The following is a 17,670-nucleotide window of genomic DNA, read 5'->3' as shown; positions in this document are numbered from 1 at the left end:
TCAATTCGGGCTATGGTTATTGCCAAAGACGTGCATGTCCTTGGGATTCCAGCCGACAAGGACCCTCTCGCCCGGCAGGAATTGCGTGTGACCGATGGGATCGTGGTCGAAGACTCGGAAGGACACGCCGCCGAGTTCGGCAACGTTCACCTCGTAGACCATCCGCTCACCTTCGAAAATAGCGTCGATGATTTCGCCCGGAAAGCGGAACGTCAGGTCAGCCAGCTTTTCGGGCGCCGCAGCGACGCGGATCTGCTCGGCACGGATTGCGCCCGAGCAGGACATTCCCGCCTTGATTTCCGGGCCTGAGCCGACGGAGATGCCGCTGAGTTCGTGTCCCGCGCAACGAAAAGCCACCTCGTTTCCGGAAACGGAGGTTGCGGGTCCTTCCAGGAAATTTGTGACGCCGATGAAGTTCGCGACGAACGCATTCTGCGGCGTGCGGTAGGCCGCGACCGGGTTCGCCCGCTGCTGGATCAGGCCGTCGTTCATCACGATCACTTCGTCGGAAACCACCATTGCTTCCCGCTGATCGTGCGTGACGTTGATCGTCGTGACCCCAAGCTCCTTCTGGATGCGGCGGAATTCGAGCTGCATCTCCTCCCTCAGCTTGACGTCCAGCGCTGCCAGCGGTTCGTCGAGAAGGAGCAGGTCGGGTTCGAAGACAAGGGCGCGGGCGATAGCGACGCGCTGCTGCTGGCCGCCGCTCATCTCATGAATGCGGCGTGAGCCGAAGCCGCCCAGTTTGACCAGTTCGAGATATCGTTCCACCTGATCGGCGATGGTCCGGGCATCATGCCGGCGCATCTTTAACGGAAAGGCGACGTTTTGTGCCGCCGTCATGTGCGGAAACAGGGCAAGTTTCTGGAAAACCATGCCGATGACGCGCTTGTGTGGTGGCACGGCGCTGACCGGCTGGCCGCCGATAAAGATTTCGCCGGAGGTCGGCTTGCCGAAGCCTGCAATCAGCCGGAGCAGCGTGGTCTTGCCCGAGCCCGAAGGTCCAAGGATAGTCAGGAACTTGCCTTTGGGGACGTCGAAGGAAGCATCGCGGACGGCGTAGAAATCGTCGTAGCGCATGCTAACATTCTTGACTGAAACGGCGGCCTGCGCGGCTGCGCTCTCCCGCGCACCATTTGAAAGGTTCATTCAGTCCCCCTTGATATTCTTTTCATTCAAGCTCTCGGAACGTGGCTACCGTAAGAGGTCAGGTATTCATGTATATACATAATTGGCCTCCATGTGTCAATCTTTTAAGCTGTTTTCGCCGATGCATAAAAGTTGTGCAATTGCGAATTTTAAGCCCGTTGTTTTGCTTTTTCCTGGTCAAATAGAAGCGAGAAAGCCGCCGTCTACCGGTATGCAGTGCCCCGTAACATAGGCGGATGCCTCGCTGCAAAGGAACACGACAGCGCCGCCGATATCATCATCCTTCCCGAAGCGCCGCTGTGGGATTTTCGATATCATTCGGTCCTGCCAGTTGGCGTCCTGATAGAAATCGTCCGTCATGGCGGTGCGGAAATAGCCCGGCGCTATGGCGTTCACCCTGATGCCTGCGGTCGCCCATTCTGACGCCAGCGCCCGCGTCATGCCCAACAGACCGGATTTGGAGGATGTGTAGGGAACAGCGGTCGGAATGCCTACATAGGATGTCAGCGAGCAGAGATTGACGATGCTTCCGCCTTCCCCTTGCTCCGAAAGAGCCCGCGCCACCGCTTGCGACCAGAAGAACGCGCCCTTGAGGTTGGTATCGACGATGGCGTCCCAGAGGGTCTCGTCCACATCGACGGACGGGCTGACATTCTCGAAGCCGGCATTGTTTACCAGGATGTCGATCCGCCCGAATACTTCCCGGCAGCGCGCGACGGTGGTGGCGATGGACGTGAGGTCCCGCACGTCCTGGGCTCCCACATGGCATTTGCGGCCCCGGTCCACGATCTTGGTTCGTGTCTCCACGAGAGAGGCCTCGCTGCGCGCCGTGATGAACAGGTCGGCGCCCGCCTCCGCCAGCGCTACGGCAATGGCTTGTCCCAGTCCGCGGCTTGCGCCGGTCACGATCGCGACCTTGCCCGTCAGCGAAAATATCGATCGGCCCATAAGCGCCTCCCTGCGTCGATCAGTCACAATGAAACACCATTTCCAAATTATGTCTATACATGTTCTTTGTGTTCTTCATGTCTATACATAATGCATGATCCGTGCATTATGCTCCACACACAAGATGAGGAGCCCCGATATGAGCGAGCGCGTACTTCCCGTAAGAACCGAAATGGAGCGAATTCCGCCCTATAATTCAGGCCTTACCCTGGCGGAAGTGCGCTCCACCTATAAAGTGGAGACCATATCCAAGCTCGGGTCGAACGAGAACCCGCTTGGCGCATCGCGGAACGTCACCGATTGCCTCACATCATCCGGGGATCTTTTCCGCCTTTACCCGGATCCGCAGGGACGCGCGCTCTGTGAGGCGCTTTCCGCTAGGTTCGGGGTGGCGCCTGAACAGATCGTGCTTGGCAATGGGTCAGAGGATCTCATCGGCGTGATCTGCCGGGCGACGGTCCGCGCCGGCGACGTCGTTACCACGCTTTACCCCTCCTTTCCTCTCCATGAGGACTACGCCGTCCTGATGGGCGGAAATGTCGAACGCATCACGATCGGGCCGGATCTCGAAGTCGACCTCCCTGCTCTTCTGGCCGCGGCCCAGCGCGCGCCGCGCATGATCATGTTCTCCAACCCGATGAACCCGGTCGGCTCGTGGCTGCGCCGCGAGGGCATGCAACAGATCATTGATGCGGTATCCGACGAGACGCTTCTGGTGATCGACGAGGCCTATGTCGAATATGCCGAAGGCCCCGACTATGTTTCGGCGCTCGAGGACCTCAAGGCCAGTTCCAGGAATTGGGTCATTCTTCGCACTTTCTCAAAGGCTTATGGGCTTGCCGGGCTCAGGATCGGCTTCGCGATCGCCGGAGACCGGCGGATGGCGGACTACTTGAACCGCGCCCGCACGCCCTTCAACACGAACGCCATCGCCCAGGCAGCTGCACTCGCCGCGCTCGATGACGACACGCATCTTCAAGAGACCGTCAACCTTGCGATCCGTGAACGCGAGCGTGTCGAACGCGTGCTCGTTTCCCGAGGCTACCGGGTTGCGCCATCGCGCGGCAATTTCCTGTTCTTCGATTGCGGCGGTAACGCCGTGCAATTCGGCGAGATGCTGCTCGGCAAGGGTGTCATCACGAAACCCTGGAAGCAAGAAGGCTTCGAAACGTTCGTGCGCGTCAGCATGGGCCTCGCATCCGAGAACGATCATTTTCTCGCGTCTCTTCCGCAATAAGGAGCCTGTCCGTCAGCCAGACGAGGCGGGCGTGAAGGTCGCCACGACAGCGTGCTTTTCGGCAGGATAGGTGAAGCGGACGACGGTGACCGGGCCTTGGTCGCTCCATGTTCGCCTCTCCACTACAAGGCATGGCGAGCCCTTGGCTATGTCAAGGCGCCGGGCGATGTCAGCGTCGGCGGCGATCGAATAGATCTTGTGTTGCGCCGTCGTCCAGGGAACCTGCAGGCGCAGCCATTGTCCGGGCGGAATGTGCGTGAAATCGACTGCCCGGGCTTTCGGCACGACGTCGAGATTGATCAACCGATGCTCCCAGCAGAACGGCGCATCGCCGGCAAAATGTGTGCAGGCGATTTCCTCCACGTCGATGGTTTTCGACAAGCCGAAACGCGCCAGGTCGTCTTCATTCGCGTTGCGGGCCGATCGGGCCACAAGCTTGAAAGCATATTTCTGCTTGAGCGCGAGAACCTCGACTTCGATGTCATGGATTTCGAGGATGGCAGCCTGCGCGTTCGGTTGCTTCACGAAGGTGCCCGTCTTGCGATGCCGCTCGATCAGGCCAGCGTCCGCCAGCCTCGTCAGCACCTTGTTCACGGTCATGCGCGAAACGTTATAGGATTTCGCAAGGTCGACCTCGAACGGAAGCTTGAAGCCCGGCGGCCAATCGCCGGACACGATGCGTTTTTCAATGTCGGTCAGTATCTGTTGGTGCAGGCTGGCAGCGGAAGATTTCTTGGGCTTCATTCGGTGACCATACGTTTAACGCTGCGACAACTGTAACGTTCAATGGCACGAAGTGATCTGGCACGCCAAGCAATTAATACGCGCATATAGCCCGTTCCGGCAGGGCGCAGATCATGCGGCGCCATCCGGCGAGATTAGGCTCAAGGCGCACTCACCTTCCTATGGAAGAACTTGCCTCTGTGACAGAAAGACGGGTTGCGGACAACTGGGCTCGCCCGTATCTGATCTTGTCTTGATACGCGTTCTTCCGGGGAGGAAATCAGGTGGGCCTGTCGCAAAATCTCGTTCGTCGGCTAGAAAATCCGGCTTTGTTCCAGGCCATTGCCGATGGCGCAGGCGCGGCAACGTTCGAGGTGTTCAATCCGTCGACGGGGGAGGTCCTTGCGACGCTTCCGGATATGGGCGCGGACGAAACGCGGGCGGCCATCGAGCGGGCCGCCGTCGCACAGACAGAATGGGCCGCGCAGACCGCGCGCGAGCGCTCTGATACGCTGTGGCGCTGGCACCAGCTGATCGTGCAGCATACCGACGATCTCGCCATCATTCTCACCGCCGAGATGGGCAAGCCGCTTGCGGAAGCGAAGTCCGAAGTCTCGCACGCCGCCGCCTACCTGCAATGGTATGCCGAAGAGGCGAACCGCATCTACGGCGAAACGATATCGGCCCCTTCGCGGGACCGGCGCATGATGGTCATCAAGCAGCCGATCGGTGTCGTGGGTGCCATCACGCCCTGGAATTTTCCGGCCTCGATGGTGGCCCGCAAAATTTCACCCGCACTTGCTGCCGGGTGCACGGTTGTCCTGAAGCCCGCCGAGCAGACGCCGCTCGTCGCCGGCGCCATGTTTGCGCTCGCCGAGAAGGCCGGATTCCCAGAGGGCGTGGTCAATCTCATCTACGCGTCGGAGGGCGATGCGGTCGGCCGCGAGCTTTGCAGTCATCCGAAGGTGCGCAAGATCAGCTTCACCGGCTCGACGGAGGTCGGACGCCTGCTGATGCGTCAATGTTCCGACCAGGTGAAGAAGCTCAGCCTGGAGCTTGGCGGCAACGCACCCTTCATCGTTTTCGACGATGCGGATGTGGATGCCGCGGTCGATGGCGCCATCCAGGCGAAGTTCCGCAATGCGGGGCAGACCTGCGTTTCGGCCAATCGGCTCTATGTCCAGGCCGGTGTCCATGACGAGTTCGCCCGCAAGTTCACCGAGCGGGTCGGGACGCTGTTGGTCGGCGACGGCTTCGACCCGGCCGTCTCGATTGGACCGCTGATCGATGACCGCGCGCTCGCCAAGATCGAGGCGCATGTCGCCGACGCCGTGGCCAAGGGCGGAAGCATTCATTGCGGTGGCCGGCGGTATGACGGCGTGGGCACCTTCTATGCGCCCACGGTCCTGACCGATGTCACGCATGATATGCGCGTTGCTCAGGAAGAAACCTTCGGCCCCCTCGCCCCGATCATCCGTTTCGAGGATGCGGACGCCGTCGTGCGGGAGGCGAACGATACGATCTATGGGCTCGCCGCCTATTTCTACGCTTCAAACCTCAGCCGTGTCTGGCGGGTTGCCGAGGCGCTGGAATACGGCATGGTCGGCATCAATACCGGGCGCATGTCCTCCGAAGCCGCGCCCTTCGGCGGCGTCAAGCAGTCGGGCATGGGCCGCGAAGGATCCCGCCACGGGCTGGAGGATTATCTCGAGATGAAGTATCTCTGCATGGGCGGGATTTGACGGACGGGGTCAGCAGGCACCCTGCCCTGTTTCCTTCCGTTAGGTGAGACCGGCAAGCGCGGGGATGTCAAAATTCAGCGCTGGCGAAGCCGATAGAATGTGGATGGCCTGCCGAACCGCCTAAAGACGGCACGGCGCTGCGGGTATCGGACTGCGTCTGAAACCGTCGAAAAGAATCTATACAGTATCTATAGAATGTGATTTTTTACCCGCGTGAACCTGTGCGACCTGAAACCACCTTCGGCAAGGAGCAGACGACATGGGTACGATTTCGTCGACGCTCGACCATCCCTCGCGCCCGGCAGCCGTCATCGGCACGGAGGACGAGGCCTTAACGATCATCCGCGCCCTTGCGGATGTGTTCGGCGGTGCCGCCAGTGAGCCCGGCACGGCCGAGTTGCGGCTGGAACTGCTTTCGCGCTCCGGCCTCTTCGGCATATCCGTACCCACCGACAATGGCGGCATCGATGTTTCCAACACCGTGCTTGCGACGGTCTGCTGCGAGGCTGCGGCGCGCTCAGCCCCGCTTGCCGAAATCCTGGCGGCGCATTTCGTCGGGCTGGAATGCCTGCGCAGTCATGGAACGGAGGGGCAACGAAAGACCGTGTTCGCCGCCGCGCTCGCCGGGGCACGTGTCGCGCGGGGCGCCGCGCGGTCGGGTGAAGCCCTGCCGCTCGTTTCGAATGGCGTTGTGTTGCGGCTTGGCGGCGAGGTGTTCTGCACGCCGTGCGCCCGCCATGCCGATTGGATGCTGCTGCCCGTGCAGACCGGCGGCCGGGCTGTGAAGCTTCTGCTGCCCGTTCGCTCCGAGGGCGTGCATTTTGTTGCAAATACCTGCGAGCCCGCGCCGGGAGCCGCGCAGGCGGCCGAACATGTCCTGTTGAAGGATGTCGCGGCGGAGCCTGATTTCCTGCTTCAGGCGACGGGCGACGCGGCGTCCGTCGGGGTTCCCCGTTCGCTCAGCCTGCTTCTGGAGGCGGCGTGCCGGCTGGGTGCTGCGAGGGGCGTTCTGGAACGGCTTCTGGATGCGGGCGCCTCCGATCCTCTTGCGGTCGGGCTATTCACCTCCCGCCTTGCCGCCACGGAAGCGATCATCGCGGATGCAGGGCGCGCCATTGACGCGGCACAGATCGGCCTCGCCGATCAGCATCGGATAAACGCGTTTCAGGCATCCGCGTCCGCGCTGGCCTCCGCTCAGGCGGTGGCGCATGTGGCTGCATCAGCCGGCCAGGAGCCTCCGGCCGATGTTCAACTCACCGCTCAGGCGATGGAAGCGTTGGAGCAAAGCGGACGGATCACGATCGACGCGCACAGGAACGGCGCGCCGCGGGACGATTAGGGCCAGCTCCGCCGTCCTAATCAGCCAACCAGCTGCTCGCGCCCATCTTCGTCCTCGATGATCGCCGCGGCGCCCGGCACCGCAACGAACTGCTCGAGCGTCATCGTGTCTAGGATGGAAGCGATGGCGTCGCGGACATCCGTCATGGCGCGGCGGACCTGACAGGTCTCCGGATCGGCACAGTCCTCGCAGGCCTCATAGGCCGTGCGGCTGGCACAGCGGATGGGCGCCAGCGGGCCGTCGAGAACGCGGATTGCGTGGCCGATACGAATCTCGGATGCTTGATGTGAGAGCGAATAACCGCCGCCCGGGCCCTTCTTGGAGCGCAGCATGCCGGCATTGCGCAGTTCCAGAAGGATCGTGTCGAGAAACTTCTTCGGGATATTGTTGCGCAGAGCGATTTCGCTGACGAAAGCCGTTTCGCCCGGCTGAAGCCGTGCGAGGTCCACAAGGGCCTTCAGACCGTATTTTCCCTTTTTCGTCAGCATTCTTGCCTGCTTTCCATCAGCATCTATGCGTCACGTGCCGCATGTTCGCGCACGCCGCGTTTCCTCGTCGTCTTCGGGAAGATCGACCGGTTCCCCTTTGACGGGTGATTCCGGCTCATTCTAGGCACCGAAGTGCGAAAAACATATAAAAACGGTATAATTTATTTACGGCATGGGCCGCAAGAAAATTGGTGCTTGTGTCAAGCTCTTAGGTCGTTTTCATGCGATCCGTGCCCATTCGGCACCATCTTTGGCGATTTCCCGTGGCCGGTGCCGCCTGATGCCTGCCGTTGCACCGTCATAAGCATTGCTCGACCCGGTTTTCACGGCGCGCGTGCAAAACGCAAAAGCAATCGCGGCTAGCCACCAAGATTGAGGCGAAAATTTATCTACTAAAATTATTGATTATGTAGCTTTGAGTCACCGGCCCGCAAAGACAGGGCGACGGCAATTTGAGGAGAGGACCATGACCATTACCCGCAGGACCCTGCTGGCCGCCACCGCCGCCCTTGCGATGGCGACGTCGTTCAGCACCGCCCGCGCCGCCGATGTGACGCTCAATATCGGCTATCAGCCCATTGTCGAGCCCTCGCGTGTACCGCAGGCCGACGGCACGTACGAGAAGGCGACCGGCGCCGAGATCAACTGGCAAAAATTTGACGGCGGTGCCGATGTCATCGCCGCGATTGCATCCGGCTCGCTCGATATCGGCTATGTCGGTTCTTCGCCGCTTGCGGCCGCAGCAAGCCGTGAATTGCCCATCGAGGCGATCTTCGTCGTCGGGCTGATCAGCGAAGCCGAAGCACTTGCCGTTAAGTCGGTTGAAAAGCCGGAGGACCTGGTCGGCAAGAAGATCGCGACGCCCTTCGTCTCCACCGCGCATTACAGCCTCCTGACCGCGCTCAAGCACTGGAATGTCGATCCCAAGTCGGTCGAGATCCTCAACCTGCGCCCGCCAGAGATCGCAGCCGCCTGGGAGCGCGGCGATATCGAAGGCGCCTATGTCTGGGATCCGGTGCTGGCACAGCTGAAAAAGAACGGCAAGGTGCTCGCGACCTCCGCGGATGTCGCCGATTGGGGCGGCCCGACCTTCGACGCCTGGATCGTCAGCAAGAAGTTCGCGGAAGAACATCCCGATGTCGTGACAGCCTTCGTCAAGGTGACGGGCGATGCAACCGCGGCCTATCGCGCCAACCCGGATGCATGGAACGCCACGTCGCCGGAAGCCGAAAAGATCGCCCGTCTCACCGGCGCCAAGCAGGATGAGGTCCCGGCCCTGCTCAAGGGCTATATTTTCCCGACGCTCGAAGAGCAGGCCGGCGAGCCGCTTTTGGGCGGCGGAACGGTGAAGGCGGTGGCCGATACGTCGGCCTTCCTGCTGGAGCAGGGCAAGATCCCCGCCGCGCTGTCCGACTACAAGCCCTACGTCTCCACCCGCTGGGTGACGGATGCGGCAAAGCTCGTCAACTGACGCGCGACAATCCTGCGGCGAAGATGGCCCGGTCGCGCAAATGCGCCGCCGGGCCATCGGCTGAACCCCTTTCCCTTCCGGAGGTCTCATGAGCATCCTGACATTCCGCAACGTGTCGCTGCGTTATCCGCCGCAGCTGGGCCGCAAGGGCGCGGTTGAAAAGCGTGTCCTCGACGGCATCAACCTGCAGGTCGCCTCGGATGAGCTCGTCGCCGTCATCGGCCGCTCGGGCTCCGGGAAGACAAGCCTGCTCAACCTCGCGGCCGGCTTCCTGGCACCGAGTGCAGGTACGATCACCGTGGACGGCGTGCCGGTGCGCGGGCCGGGTGCCGACCGCGCGGTCGTCTTCCAGGACGATGCGCTCTACCCCTGGCTCGATGCGCTCGACAATGTCGCCTTTCCTCTCAAGCTCAAAGGTGTGCCGCTTGCGGAGCGGCGCGCGCGTGCGCAGGCGCTGCTCGACCGTGTCGGACTGTCGGACGCCGGCGACCGCAACATCTGGGAACTGTCGGGCGGGATGCGCCAGCGCGTCGGCATCGCGCGGGCGCTCGCGGCCGAACCGCGCTTCCTGTTGCTGGACGAACCACTCGGCGCGCTCGATGCCTTGACCCGCACGCGCATGCAGGAATTCCTGCTGCGCATAAAGGCCGAAAGCGGTGCCGGTGCACTTCTGATCACCCACAGCATCGAAGAGGCGCTGCTGCTCGGCACGCGTCTCGTCGTGCTGTCTCCCAATCCTGGCCGCCTGACCGCCGAAATCGAGGCCGGCTTCAACGCCGAGGTGCGCGCGGGCGCTTCTGTCGCGGCCGTGAAAGCCTCGCCGCTCTTCAAGCGCATGCACGCCGGGCTGACCGGCCTGATCCATTCCGGTGACGACGAGGAGCTCGCGGCATGACATTTTCCACCGATATCGAAACCCTCGCCCCCGCGACCGACGCTGAAATCGGAGAAAAGGCGTCGGCCGTACGTCCCGTTCCCGTCGCCGTCATTTCCGCGATTACAATCACAGCAATCATCGGCGTTTGGGCGCTGGCGTCATCCTATGCGCTCGTCTCGCCCGTCTTCCTCCCCTCGCCCCGGCAGGTCGTCATTGCGCTTTACAATCTCATTGTGACGGGCTTCGTCGATGCGACGCTCGCCGAGCATGTCGGCGCCAGTCTCTACCGCATCTTCGGCGCGCTGATCGCATCGATCCTGATCGGCATACCCGCCGGTATCGCCATCGGCACCAGTCGTGTCGGACGGGGCATTCTCGATCCCATCGTTGAATTCCTGCGCCCGCTGCCGCCGCTTGCCTATCTTCCGCTCATCATCATCTGGGTCGGCATCGGCGAAGCGTCGAAGATCACGGTGATCGCGCTCTCCATGCTGCCGTCGATCATTCTTTCGACCTCCGCCGGCGTGCGCTCCGTCTCGAAGGATCACGTGAACGCGGCGCGCTCGCTTGGCGCTACAAGGCGGCAGGTGCTGGCCGAGGTCGTCCTCCCAAGCGCCGTGCCGTCGATTCTGACGGGCGTGCGCATCGCGCTCGGCGCCGGCTGGACGACGCTGGTCGCGGCTGAACTTGTCGCCGCAACGAGCGGCATCGGCTTCATGATCCAGTCGGCCGCGCAGTTTCTCGTCACCGATATCGTGATTGCCGGCATCGTCGTGATCGCCCTGATCGCTATCCTGCTGGAATTCCTCGCGCGGCTGATCGAGCGTCGGCTGGTGCCGTGGGCGGCGCATCGCTGATGCTCAGTTGAGCATCAGTCCGGTATTCGACACGGCCGCCGAAAACAGGCGGCCGCCTTTCGTTGCGGCGAAGGCCGCACGTTCTTTCAGAAGTTCGAGGAAGTCGTAGCCCGCGGCCCAGCGGCCGAAGCCGCTTGCGATATTGATGTGGCCGGCCTCGCCGATATCGATGAGATCGCTTCCCCAGTCGCCCGCTGTCTTCTTGAGCCTGGTGACCGGCATGTAGGGATCGTTCAGGCTGCCGACGACAAGGGAGGGGAACGGCAGGCGCGCTGTCGGCATCGCACCGAACCGGATGATACAGGGATGCATCGTTTCCGTCGTGTCGAGGTCGCAGGGCGCGACGAGCAGCGCACCGCGAATGCGGGACGCGATGGGGCTCTGTGCGAGATGCGTGGCCAGCACGCAGCCGAGGCTGTGGGCGACCAGCCAGACGTCATGGCCTATCCGCTCGATATCCTCTTCCACGCGGCCGAGCCAACTCTGCCGCTCCGGGCAGGCCCAGTCATATTGCTCGACCACGCGGCTTTGCGGATTATCACGCACCCAGTGCCGCTGCCAGTGGGCCTCCGGCGAACCGTTGAGGCCCGGCAGGATCAGCGTATCGAGCGGAATATCGATCGAGCGCATCGCGCAATCTCCTTCGCAAATCGGAATGCTTGCGATGATGCGCGCGAAGGCCGCGAAAGATAAGAAAGTCCCTCCTATTGTCCTGCAAATCCATAGAATTTCCTTGCAGAACCGCGTCGCCCGTGGGCAAACGGCAAAACCCCGGGCATTGAACCCGGGGTGTGCGTACCGACCGGGCGATCAGCTGTGCGTGATCTTCGTGCCGAGCACGTTCAGGCACTCGCGCATGAAGGCGGCGAGACCGGTCCAGCCCTTGGCCGAGACCATGTTGCCGTCGACATAGGCCTCGGTGGGCTTTACGTCGATATAGATGCCGCCGACGGCCGTCACTTCGGGCTCGCAGGCGCCGAGGCCGGCGACCTTCTTGCCCTTGAGCACGCCGGGCACGGCCATCAGGATCTGCACGCCGTGGCAGATGGTGAAGATCGGCTTTCCGGTCTCGTGGAAATGGCGCACCATGTCCTGCACGCGCTTGTCTGTGCGGATATATTCCGGGCCGCGTCCGCCGGCGGCGTAAACGGCGTCATATTCCTCGACGCGCACTTCGGAAAAGGTCTTGTTGATGTCGGCATAATGGCCGAGCTTTTCGGTATAGGTCTGGTCGCCTTCGAAATCGTGCAGCGAGGTCTTGATGCGGTCGCCGGCCTTCTTGTCCGGGCACACGACGTGCACCGTGTGGCCGACAGCCTCCATCCCCTGCTGGTAGACGTAGATTTCGTATTCCTCGGTGAATTCGCCGGTCAGCATGAGGATTTTCTTGCCGCTCATGTCTTGTCTCCTTGTACGTGGTTGTCGTGGTGTGCCCGGCCGAAGCCGGGCACGGGTCTGCGATCAGAACGGGGATGCGGGGAAGTAGAACTGGTCCGCATTCTCCGGCGTGATGAGCGGCGCGCCGAGCAGGAAGGAGCCGCGCATCGGCGCCTGTCCTGCGAACTGGGCGGCCGTCATGTAGATGGCCGACTTGATCATCGACGGCGGATAGGGTGTCGAGATCGGCGTGCGCTCGTTCTTCTCCTTCACCATCTCGATGACCTGCTTCATGCCGTTGCCGCCGAGCGCATATTTGATGTCCTTGCGGCCGGCATTGTCGACGGCCTCAAGCACGCCGAGCAGCATGTCGTCGTCATTCGCCCACACGGCGTCGATCTTCGGATATTTCGCCAGATAGTCCTGCATCAGCTTGAACGCTTCGTCCTGGTTCCAGTTGGCATACTGGATGTCGAGGATCTTGATGTTGGACTTGGCGATGACATCCGAGAAGCCCTTGATACGCTCGTCGTCGATGACAGTCGGAATGCCGCGCAGCACGACGATCTGCCCTTCGCCGCCGAGCTTGTCGACCAGCCAGTGCGCGGTGTTGGCACCCACCGCGATATTGTCACCGGCGACATAGAGATCCTGCACCGCCGGGTCCGTCAGGCCGCGGTCGACGACCGAGATAAAGGTGCCCTTCTGCTTGATCTGCTCGACCGGCCCTGTCAGTTCCTCCGACGTGAAGGGCAGGATGACGAGCGCGTCGAGCTTGCGGCTCGCCGAGAGGTCCTCCAGCGCGGATACCTGCGCGGTTGCCGAGGATGCCGTGGACAGGACGACGTCGATGTTCGGGAACGCGGCCTCGATTTCCTTTTCGGCCTGCTCGGCGTGGTAGACCACGCCCCCCGTCCAGCCGTGGGTCGCCGCCGGTATCGAAACGGCGATCGTTACCTTGGCGTCTTCGGCCTGTGCGCTGCCGAGCGGCAGGGCGATCGTCAGTGCAACTGTTGACAGCAACAGTGCGGCTTTCTGCATGATAGACTTCATTTTCTCCTCCTTTTGAAGTCAGTGCCGGTCTCGACCGAGGGCCGAGATCAGCGGTTGGCGGTAAAGCGGTGCGCCAGCATGGCGATGATGATGATCGCGCCCTGAACGGCGGCGACCAGGTATTCCGAGACCATGTCCGACAGGACCATGACATTGGCGATGACCTCGAGGATCAGCGCGCCGGCGACGGTGCCGCCGATGCGTCCGCGCCCTCCGCGCAGCAACGTTCCGCCGATGACGACAGCCGTGATGACCTGCAATTCCCAAAGCTGTCCCGTGGTGGGCGTCGCGGCGCCGAGCCGCGGCACGTAGCAGATGGCGGCGACGGCCACGCAGATGCCCTGGATGACGTAGGCCATGGTGCGCACGGCAGCGACATTGACGCCCGAAAAGCGCGCGACCTCGACATTCGAGCCCGCCGATGTCAGACGGCGGCCGAACTTCGTCTTGTAGAGCAGGAACGCCCCGACGAGCACGACGACGAAGGTGATCAGCACCGGATAGGGAATGCCGAACAGGCTGCCGAAATAGACCGGGCGATAGGCCTCGCGCAGGCTGCGGTCGATCGGCAGCGAACCGCCGTCCGTCATGAAGGTGATGAAGGCGCGGAAGATGCCCATGGTGCCGAGCGTCACGATGAAGGGCTCGATGCGCCCGACCGTCACGATCAATCCGTTGAAGAGGCCGCAAAGCGACCCGACGACCAGCGCGACCGCGGCGCCCATCGGTATGGCCCAGGCGCCGAAGTTGGGCGCCAGATGGTTCATCACCATGATCATGATCCCGGTGACGAAGGCCATCATCGAGCCGACAGAAAGGTCCAGCCCGCCCGACGAGATCACGAAGGTCGCACCGATGGCGATGATCGCGATGAACGCGCTGCGCGTGATGACGTTGATCAGGTTCGCCGACGACACGAAATTGGAGTTCACCAGCGCGCCGAACAGCACGATCAGCGCGAGCGCGATGAACGGCGCGAGATCGGCCCAGCGAATGCGGGCGGCGTCGTCAGCCGGCGGGATTGTTATGGTCGCTGCGGTGGTCATGGTGTTCCTCCCCGCCGTCCGCACCGCCACCCGTCGTGGCCGCGTAGACGACATTCTCCTCATTGATGTCATTGCCGCGAAGCTCGGCGACGATCCGGCCGGCCCGCATCACCAGAACACGGTCGGCGAGGCCGACCAGCTCGGGCATTTCTGACGAGATGACGATGCAGGCTTTGCCAGCGCGCACCATCGCGTCGATGAAGTCGTAGATCTGGCTCTTGTTGCCGATGTCGATGCCGCGCGTCGGCTCGTCGATGATGACCACCGAAGGATCCGCCATCATGACCTTGGCCAGCAGAAGCTTCTGCTGGTTGCCGCCGGAAAGCTTTCCGGCTTCAAGGCGCAGCGAACGCACGCGAATGTCGTAGTCCGCTACCGCTTTTTCGAGCCGGACGAACTCCGCCCGCTTGTCGAGCACGGAGCCCGGATTGACGGAATCGAGCGCCTGGAGCGTGAGGTTGGGGCCGAGCTTCTCGTCGAGCAGAAGGCCCTTTCCCTTGCGATCCTCGGTCAGATAGACGAGCCCCGCCTCCATCAGGGTGCGCACCGAGCGGCTGGCGATTTCCTTGCCGTTGACGGTGACGCGCACTGCTTCCGAGGGGCGCAAACCCATCAGCCCTTCGATGAGTTCGGTACGCCCCGCACCGATCATGCCCCCGATGCCGAGCACTTCGCCCGCCCGCACATGAAAGGACACCTTTTCTGTGCCGTGATCGACGGCAAGGTCGGTCACCTCCAGGATCGGTTCGGCCGTCGTCTGCGGCCGCTTGTGCGGATAGAGCATGTCCAGCTCTCGTCCGACCATCAGCTCCGCCATTTCGCGTTGGCCGAGGCCGGCCGCTGGCCAAGTGCCGATCATTTTGCCGTCGCGTAGCACGGTGATGCGGTCTGCCAGCGCCTGCACTTCGTCAAGACGGTGGGAAATGTAGAGCACGGCGACGCCGTGGTCGCGCAGGCTGCGGACGATGGTAAGCAGGGCCGCCACTTCGTCATTCGCCAGCACGGCCGTCGGCTCGTCGAGGATCACGACCTTTCGCTCATCCAGCAGCGCGCGAGCGATCTGCACGAGCTGGCGCTGGGCAAGCGGCAGGTCGCTGATGCGGTCGCGCGGACGCGCCGTCGAGCCTACCCTTGCAAGAAGTTCGGCCGTACGCCGGTTCATCGACCGGTCGTCGACCATCAGGCCACGGCCGACTTCTCGGCCGAGAAAGAGGTTTTCGGCCACCGTCAGGTCGGCCGCCAGCAGGATTTCCTGGTGAACCAGCACGATGCCGGCATCCTCCGCCTCCACCGCATTGCGGAAGGCGACGGGCCTGCCGTCCATGGAGAGGCTGCCCTCGGTCGGCGTCACGTGGCCGGAGAGGAGCTTCATCAGCGTCGACTTGCCGGCGCCGTTCTCGCCGATGATGGCGTGCACCTCGCCGGGCCGGATGTCGAGCGTGACATCCGACAGCACGGTGATCTGGCCGTAGGTCTTGCCAAGCCCTTCGGCGCCGAGCGCGGCGGCTGTGCTGGCCGGCGCGACGGCCGGCTGAGGGGTCACGACCGCGTTCATTCGAAGGCCGACAGCAGGCGGTCGCGCGAGCGCTCGATGTGGATACGCATGGCATCGTACGCCGCCTGCGGTTCGCCTGAGCGGAAGGCCGCGAGCAGATTTTCATGCTCCTCCAGCGCCTCCTGAGTGACACGCGTGTGGAACATCAGTCGGAAGATATGAAGGTGCACATGCTGGTTCGACAGCGTGCTGCGGATGATCTCGTTGCCGGCGATCTTGAGAATGGCGTCGTGGAATTGCGCATCGGCGCGAGCGAAGCGGGAATAGCGGGTGTTGCGGTCGACAGGCGCCTCACCATGGCCCATATCGGCTGCGGAGGTTTCCAGCTCCGACAGCGCTTCGGGCGTCATGTTGATGACGGCAAGCCGCGCTGCCTCGGGCTCGACCAGCAGCCTGAATGCATAAAGGTCCTCGAACTGCTTGCGCGTCCACTGCGGGGCGGCGCTGTAGCCGACGAGATGCTCCTTGCGGACAAGCCCTTCGCGTTCAAGACGGCTGAGCGCCTCGCGGATCGGGGTCTGCGATACGCCGAGGTCGCGGGAGAGGACGTCGATGGGAATGCGCGCGCCCGGTGCAATCTCCAGCGACATCAGGCGGTGGTAGATGCTGTCATAAACACCTTCCACGACGCTGATAGGGCGAATGACCGGCGCCTTGCCTTCCCGCTCAGCTGCAATTGCCACGTTTGCTCTCCGACTGCTTATTGACATGTGATCTTTTGTTGCAAATAAGATATCCTATGTCAAATACAATATCGTATATGATCCGATATAGGATATGAAATGAAGATCATGCCCGATCAACTCCGCAGCCTGGCGACGGCGCTGCTCGACAGCCGGGGTGCGGACCCCCAAGCCGCCGCCCTGCAAGCCGACCTTCTGATAGAGGCAGAGTTGCGCGGCTTGCCTTCGCACGGCCTTCAGCGCCTGCCGCTTCTGCTGTCGCGCCTTGAGAAAGGTCTGGCGGATGGGCGTGCGCAGGGCGCATGCACATGGTCGCGGAAGGCTTTTCTCGATGTGGATGGCGAGCGCGGCCTCGGTCCCGTTGTGGTGATGAACGCCATGCGCCGCCTCAAGCAGAAGCTGCCGGAGACGGGAATCGCGGTGGCGGCCATTCGCAATGCCAACCATATCGGCATGCTCGCCTACTATGTGGAGGCCGCCGCCCGAGACGGGCTCATCGCCATCGTCATGTCGACGAGCGAAGCGCTGGTTCATCCTTTCGGCGGAACAAAGGCCATGCTCGGCACGAACCCGATTGCGATCGGCATTCCCGCCGGCGACCGGCCTTTCGTTCTGGATCTCGCCACCAGCGTCGTTTCCATGGGCAAAATCCGCAACCATGCGCTTCGTGGCGTGCCGATCCCGCTGGGCTGGGCCGTGGATGCGGACGGACATCCGACGGCGGATCCCGTCGCCGCGCAGACTGGCGCCATCGCGCCGTTCGGCGATGCAAAGGGATATGGCCTGGGCCTGGCCATCGAGCTTCTTGTGGCCGCCCTTGCCGGCTCGGCCCTTTCGCCGGACGTGCACGGCACGCTCGATGACGATCATGCTGCCAATAAGGGCGACTTTCTCATCCTCATCGACCCAGATGCCGGTAAAGGCGCGGCGCCTGCACTGACAGCCTATCTCGACGGCCTGCGGCTCTCCCGCCCGCTCGACGCTGCAAGACCGGTCGCCGTTCCCGGCGACGGCGCGCGCAGCCGCCGGGCCGCTGCAATTGCCGAGGGCATCACCCTGCCCCACCCGCTTTTCGAACAACTTACGGCCCTTGAGGCCGCCTGAATTCACTGGAGGAGACACGGA

At 62.6% G+C, this 17,670-nt stretch carries 17 protein-coding genes; 7 read left to right on the top strand and 10 right to left on the bottom strand.

Going from position 1 to position 17,670, the window contains the following annotated elements:
• Together MKI86_RS17715 and MKI86_RS17710 are read right to left on the bottom strand one after the other, a co-directional pair.
• Entirely contained in the window at window positions 1–1,149 is a 1,149-nt protein-coding gene (locus MKI86_RS17715) for an ABC transporter ATP-binding protein (RefSeq protein ID WP_241603444.1), read from the bottom strand.
• 177 nt (window positions 1,150–1,326) lie between these two features.
• The gene (locus MKI86_RS17710) at window positions 1,327–2,097 is read right to left on the bottom strand and encodes an SDR family NAD(P)-dependent oxidoreductase (RefSeq protein WP_241603442.1); all 771 of its coding nucleotides are present in this window, start codon (window positions 2,095–2,097) and stop codon (window positions 1,327–1,329) included.
• Between the two features lie 139 nt (window positions 2,098–2,236).
• Between MKI86_RS17710 and MKI86_RS17705 the strand changes: the two genes are divergently transcribed.
• The gene (locus tag MKI86_RS17705) at window positions 2,237–3,334 is read left to right on the top strand and encodes a histidinol-phosphate transaminase (RefSeq protein WP_241603439.1); all 1,098 of its coding nucleotides are present in this window, start codon (window positions 2,237–2,239) and stop codon (window positions 3,332–3,334) included.
• Between the two features lie 12 nt (window positions 3,335–3,346).
• Here the strand turns inward: MKI86_RS17705 and hutC are convergent, their stop codons facing one another.
• Window positions 3,347–4,078 carry a histidine utilization transcriptional repressor HutC gene (gene hutC / locus MKI86_RS17700; protein ID WP_241603436.1) on the bottom strand — a complete coding sequence of 244 codons (732 nt, stop codon included), beginning with the start codon at window positions 4,076–4,078 and terminating at the stop codon, window positions 3,347–3,349.
• Between the two features lie 263 nt (window positions 4,079–4,341).
• Between hutC and MKI86_RS17695 the strand changes: the two genes are divergently transcribed.
• Window positions 4,342–5,799, top strand: a complete 1,458-nt coding sequence (locus MKI86_RS17695; RefSeq protein ID WP_269470870.1) for an NAD-dependent succinate-semialdehyde dehydrogenase — start codon at window positions 4,342–4,344, stop codon at window positions 5,797–5,799.
• Between the two features lie 259 nt (window positions 5,800–6,058).
• Entirely contained in the window at window positions 6,059–7,138 is a 1,080-nt protein-coding gene (locus MKI86_RS17690) for an acyl-CoA dehydrogenase family protein (RefSeq protein WP_241603433.1), read from the top strand.
• A 20-nt stretch (window positions 7,139–7,158) separates the two neighbouring features.
• On the opposite strand, the gene MKI86_RS17685 is transcribed toward MKI86_RS17690, so the two are convergent.
• On the bottom strand, window positions 7,159–7,626 hold the full coding sequence (locus MKI86_RS17685) for an RrF2 family transcriptional regulator (RefSeq protein WP_241603430.1): 468 nt from the start codon (window positions 7,624–7,626) through the stop codon (window positions 7,159–7,161).
• 466 nt (window positions 7,627–8,092) lie between these two features.
• Between MKI86_RS17685 and tauA the strand changes: the two genes are divergently transcribed.
• The 3 genes from tauA to MKI86_RS17670 all read left to right on the top strand — a co-directional run bounded on the left by tauA (window position 8,093) and on the right by MKI86_RS17670 (window position 10,831).
• Complete coding sequence (gene tauA, locus MKI86_RS17680) at window positions 8,093–9,097, top strand: taurine ABC transporter substrate-binding protein (protein WP_241603427.1); 1,005 nt, start codon at window positions 8,093–8,095, stop codon at window positions 9,095–9,097.
• Between the two features lie 88 nt (window positions 9,098–9,185).
• Window positions 9,186–9,992, top strand: a complete 807-nt coding sequence (locus MKI86_RS17675) for a taurine ABC transporter ATP-binding protein (protein WP_241603424.1) — start codon at window positions 9,186–9,188, stop codon at window positions 9,990–9,992.
• Entirely contained in the window at window positions 9,989–10,831 is an 843-nt protein-coding gene (locus tag MKI86_RS17670) for an ABC transporter permease subunit (protein WP_241603420.1), read from the top strand. Before MKI86_RS17675 ends, MKI86_RS17670 begins: the two co-directional genes overlap by 4 nt.
• Window positions 10,832–10,834: 3 nt before the next feature.
• On the opposite strand, the gene MKI86_RS17665 is transcribed toward MKI86_RS17670, so the two are convergent.
• From MKI86_RS17665 to MKI86_RS17640, 6 genes are all read right to left on the bottom strand, one after another.
• Window positions 10,835–11,461 (bottom strand): RBBP9/YdeN family alpha/beta hydrolase, encoded by a 627-nt coding sequence (locus MKI86_RS17665; RefSeq protein ID WP_241603417.1) that lies wholly within the window; start codon window positions 11,459–11,461, stop codon window positions 10,835–10,837.
• A gap of 180 nt (window positions 11,462–11,641) precedes the next feature.
• Window positions 11,642–12,229, bottom strand: coding sequence for a DJ-1/PfpI family protein (locus MKI86_RS17660; RefSeq protein WP_241603414.1), 588 nt, complete (start codon window positions 12,227–12,229; stop codon window positions 11,642–11,644).
• Window positions 12,230–12,292: 63 nt separating this feature from the next.
• Complete coding sequence (locus tag MKI86_RS17655; protein ID WP_241603411.1) at window positions 12,293–13,261, bottom strand: substrate-binding domain-containing protein; 969 nt, start codon at window positions 13,259–13,261, stop codon at window positions 12,293–12,295.
• 47 nt (window positions 13,262–13,308) lie between these two features.
• Window positions 13,309–14,307: an ABC transporter permease gene (locus MKI86_RS17650; protein WP_241603407.1), complete on the bottom strand. Its 999-nt coding sequence runs from the start codon at window positions 14,305–14,307 to the stop codon at window positions 13,309–13,311.
• Entirely contained in the window at window positions 14,270–15,862 is a 1,593-nt protein-coding gene (locus MKI86_RS17645) for a sugar ABC transporter ATP-binding protein (protein WP_241603404.1), read from the bottom strand. Before MKI86_RS17645 ends, MKI86_RS17650 begins: the two co-directional genes overlap by 38 nt.
• Complete coding sequence (locus tag MKI86_RS17640; RefSeq protein WP_241603401.1) at window positions 15,859–16,572, bottom strand: GntR family transcriptional regulator; 714 nt, start codon at window positions 16,570–16,572, stop codon at window positions 15,859–15,861. Before MKI86_RS17640 ends, MKI86_RS17645 begins: the two co-directional genes overlap by 4 nt.
• A 72-nt stretch (window positions 16,573–16,644) precedes the next feature.
• Here MKI86_RS17640 and MKI86_RS17635 point away from each other — a divergent pair, with 72 nt between their 5' ends.
• Window positions 16,645–17,649, top strand: a complete 1,005-nt coding sequence (locus MKI86_RS17635; RefSeq protein WP_370880004.1) for an Ldh family oxidoreductase — start codon at window positions 16,645–16,647, stop codon at window positions 17,647–17,649.
• Window positions 17,650–17,670 lie beyond the last annotated feature (21 nt).

It is taken from the genome of Shinella sedimenti (genome assembly GCF_022601905.1).
Taxonomy (GTDB): Bacteria; Pseudomonadota; Alphaproteobacteria; order Rhizobiales; family Rhizobiaceae; genus Shinella; species Shinella sedimenti.
This window is presented reverse-complemented; position numbering and strand designations above follow the sequence as displayed.

Excerpts from the sequence above, each read along its gene's own strand:
- MKI86_RS17670 (WP_241603420.1), top strand. The coding sequence starts at position 9,989 with ATGACATTTTCCACCGATATCGAAACCCTCGCCCCCGCGACCGACGCT.
- MKI86_RS17705 (WP_241603439.1), top strand. The coding sequence starts at position 2,237 with ATGAGCGAGCGCGTACTTCCCGTAAGAACCGAAATGGAGCGAATTCCG.
- MKI86_RS17635 (WP_370880004.1), top strand. The coding sequence starts at position 16,645 with ATGAAGATCATGCCCGATCAACTCCGCAGCCTGGCGACGGCGCTGCTC.
- hutC (WP_241603436.1), bottom strand. The coding sequence starts at position 4,078 with ATGAAGCCCAAGAAATCTTCCGCTGCCAGCCTGCACCAACAGATACTG.
- tauA (WP_241603427.1), top strand. The coding sequence starts at position 8,093 with ATGACCATTACCCGCAGGACCCTGCTGGCCGCCACCGCCGCCCTTGCG.
- MKI86_RS17640 (WP_241603401.1), bottom strand. The coding sequence starts at position 16,572 with ATGTCAATAAGCAGTCGGAGAGCAAACGTGGCAATTGCAGCTGAGCGG.
- MKI86_RS17665 (WP_241603417.1), bottom strand. The coding sequence starts at position 11,461 with ATGCGCTCGATCGATATTCCGCTCGATACGCTGATCCTGCCGGGCCTC.
- MKI86_RS17710 (WP_241603442.1), bottom strand. The coding sequence starts at position 2,097 with ATGGGCCGATCGATATTTTCGCTGACGGGCAAGGTCGCGATCGTGACC.
- MKI86_RS17660 (WP_241603414.1), bottom strand. The coding sequence starts at position 12,229 with ATGAGCGGCAAGAAAATCCTCATGCTGACCGGCGAATTCACCGAGGAA.
- MKI86_RS17655 (WP_241603411.1), bottom strand. The coding sequence starts at position 13,261 with ATGAAGTCTATCATGCAGAAAGCCGCACTGTTGCTGTCAACAGTTGCA.
- MKI86_RS17685 (WP_241603430.1), bottom strand. The coding sequence starts at position 7,626 with ATGCTGACGAAAAAGGGAAAATACGGTCTGAAGGCCCTTGTGGACCTC.
- MKI86_RS17645 (WP_241603404.1), bottom strand. The coding sequence starts at position 15,862 with ATGAACGCGGTCGTGACCCCTCAGCCGGCCGTCGCGCCGGCCAGCACA.
- MKI86_RS17650 (WP_241603407.1), bottom strand. The coding sequence starts at position 14,307 with ATGACCACCGCAGCGACCATAACAATCCCGCCGGCTGACGACGCCGCC.
- MKI86_RS17675 (WP_241603424.1), top strand. The coding sequence starts at position 9,186 with ATGAGCATCCTGACATTCCGCAACGTGTCGCTGCGTTATCCGCCGCAG.
- MKI86_RS17690 (WP_241603433.1), top strand. The coding sequence starts at position 6,059 with ATGGGTACGATTTCGTCGACGCTCGACCATCCCTCGCGCCCGGCAGCC.
- MKI86_RS17715 (WP_241603444.1), bottom strand. The coding sequence starts at position 1,149 with ATGAACCTTTCAAATGGTGCGCGGGAGAGCGCAGCCGCGCAGGCCGCC.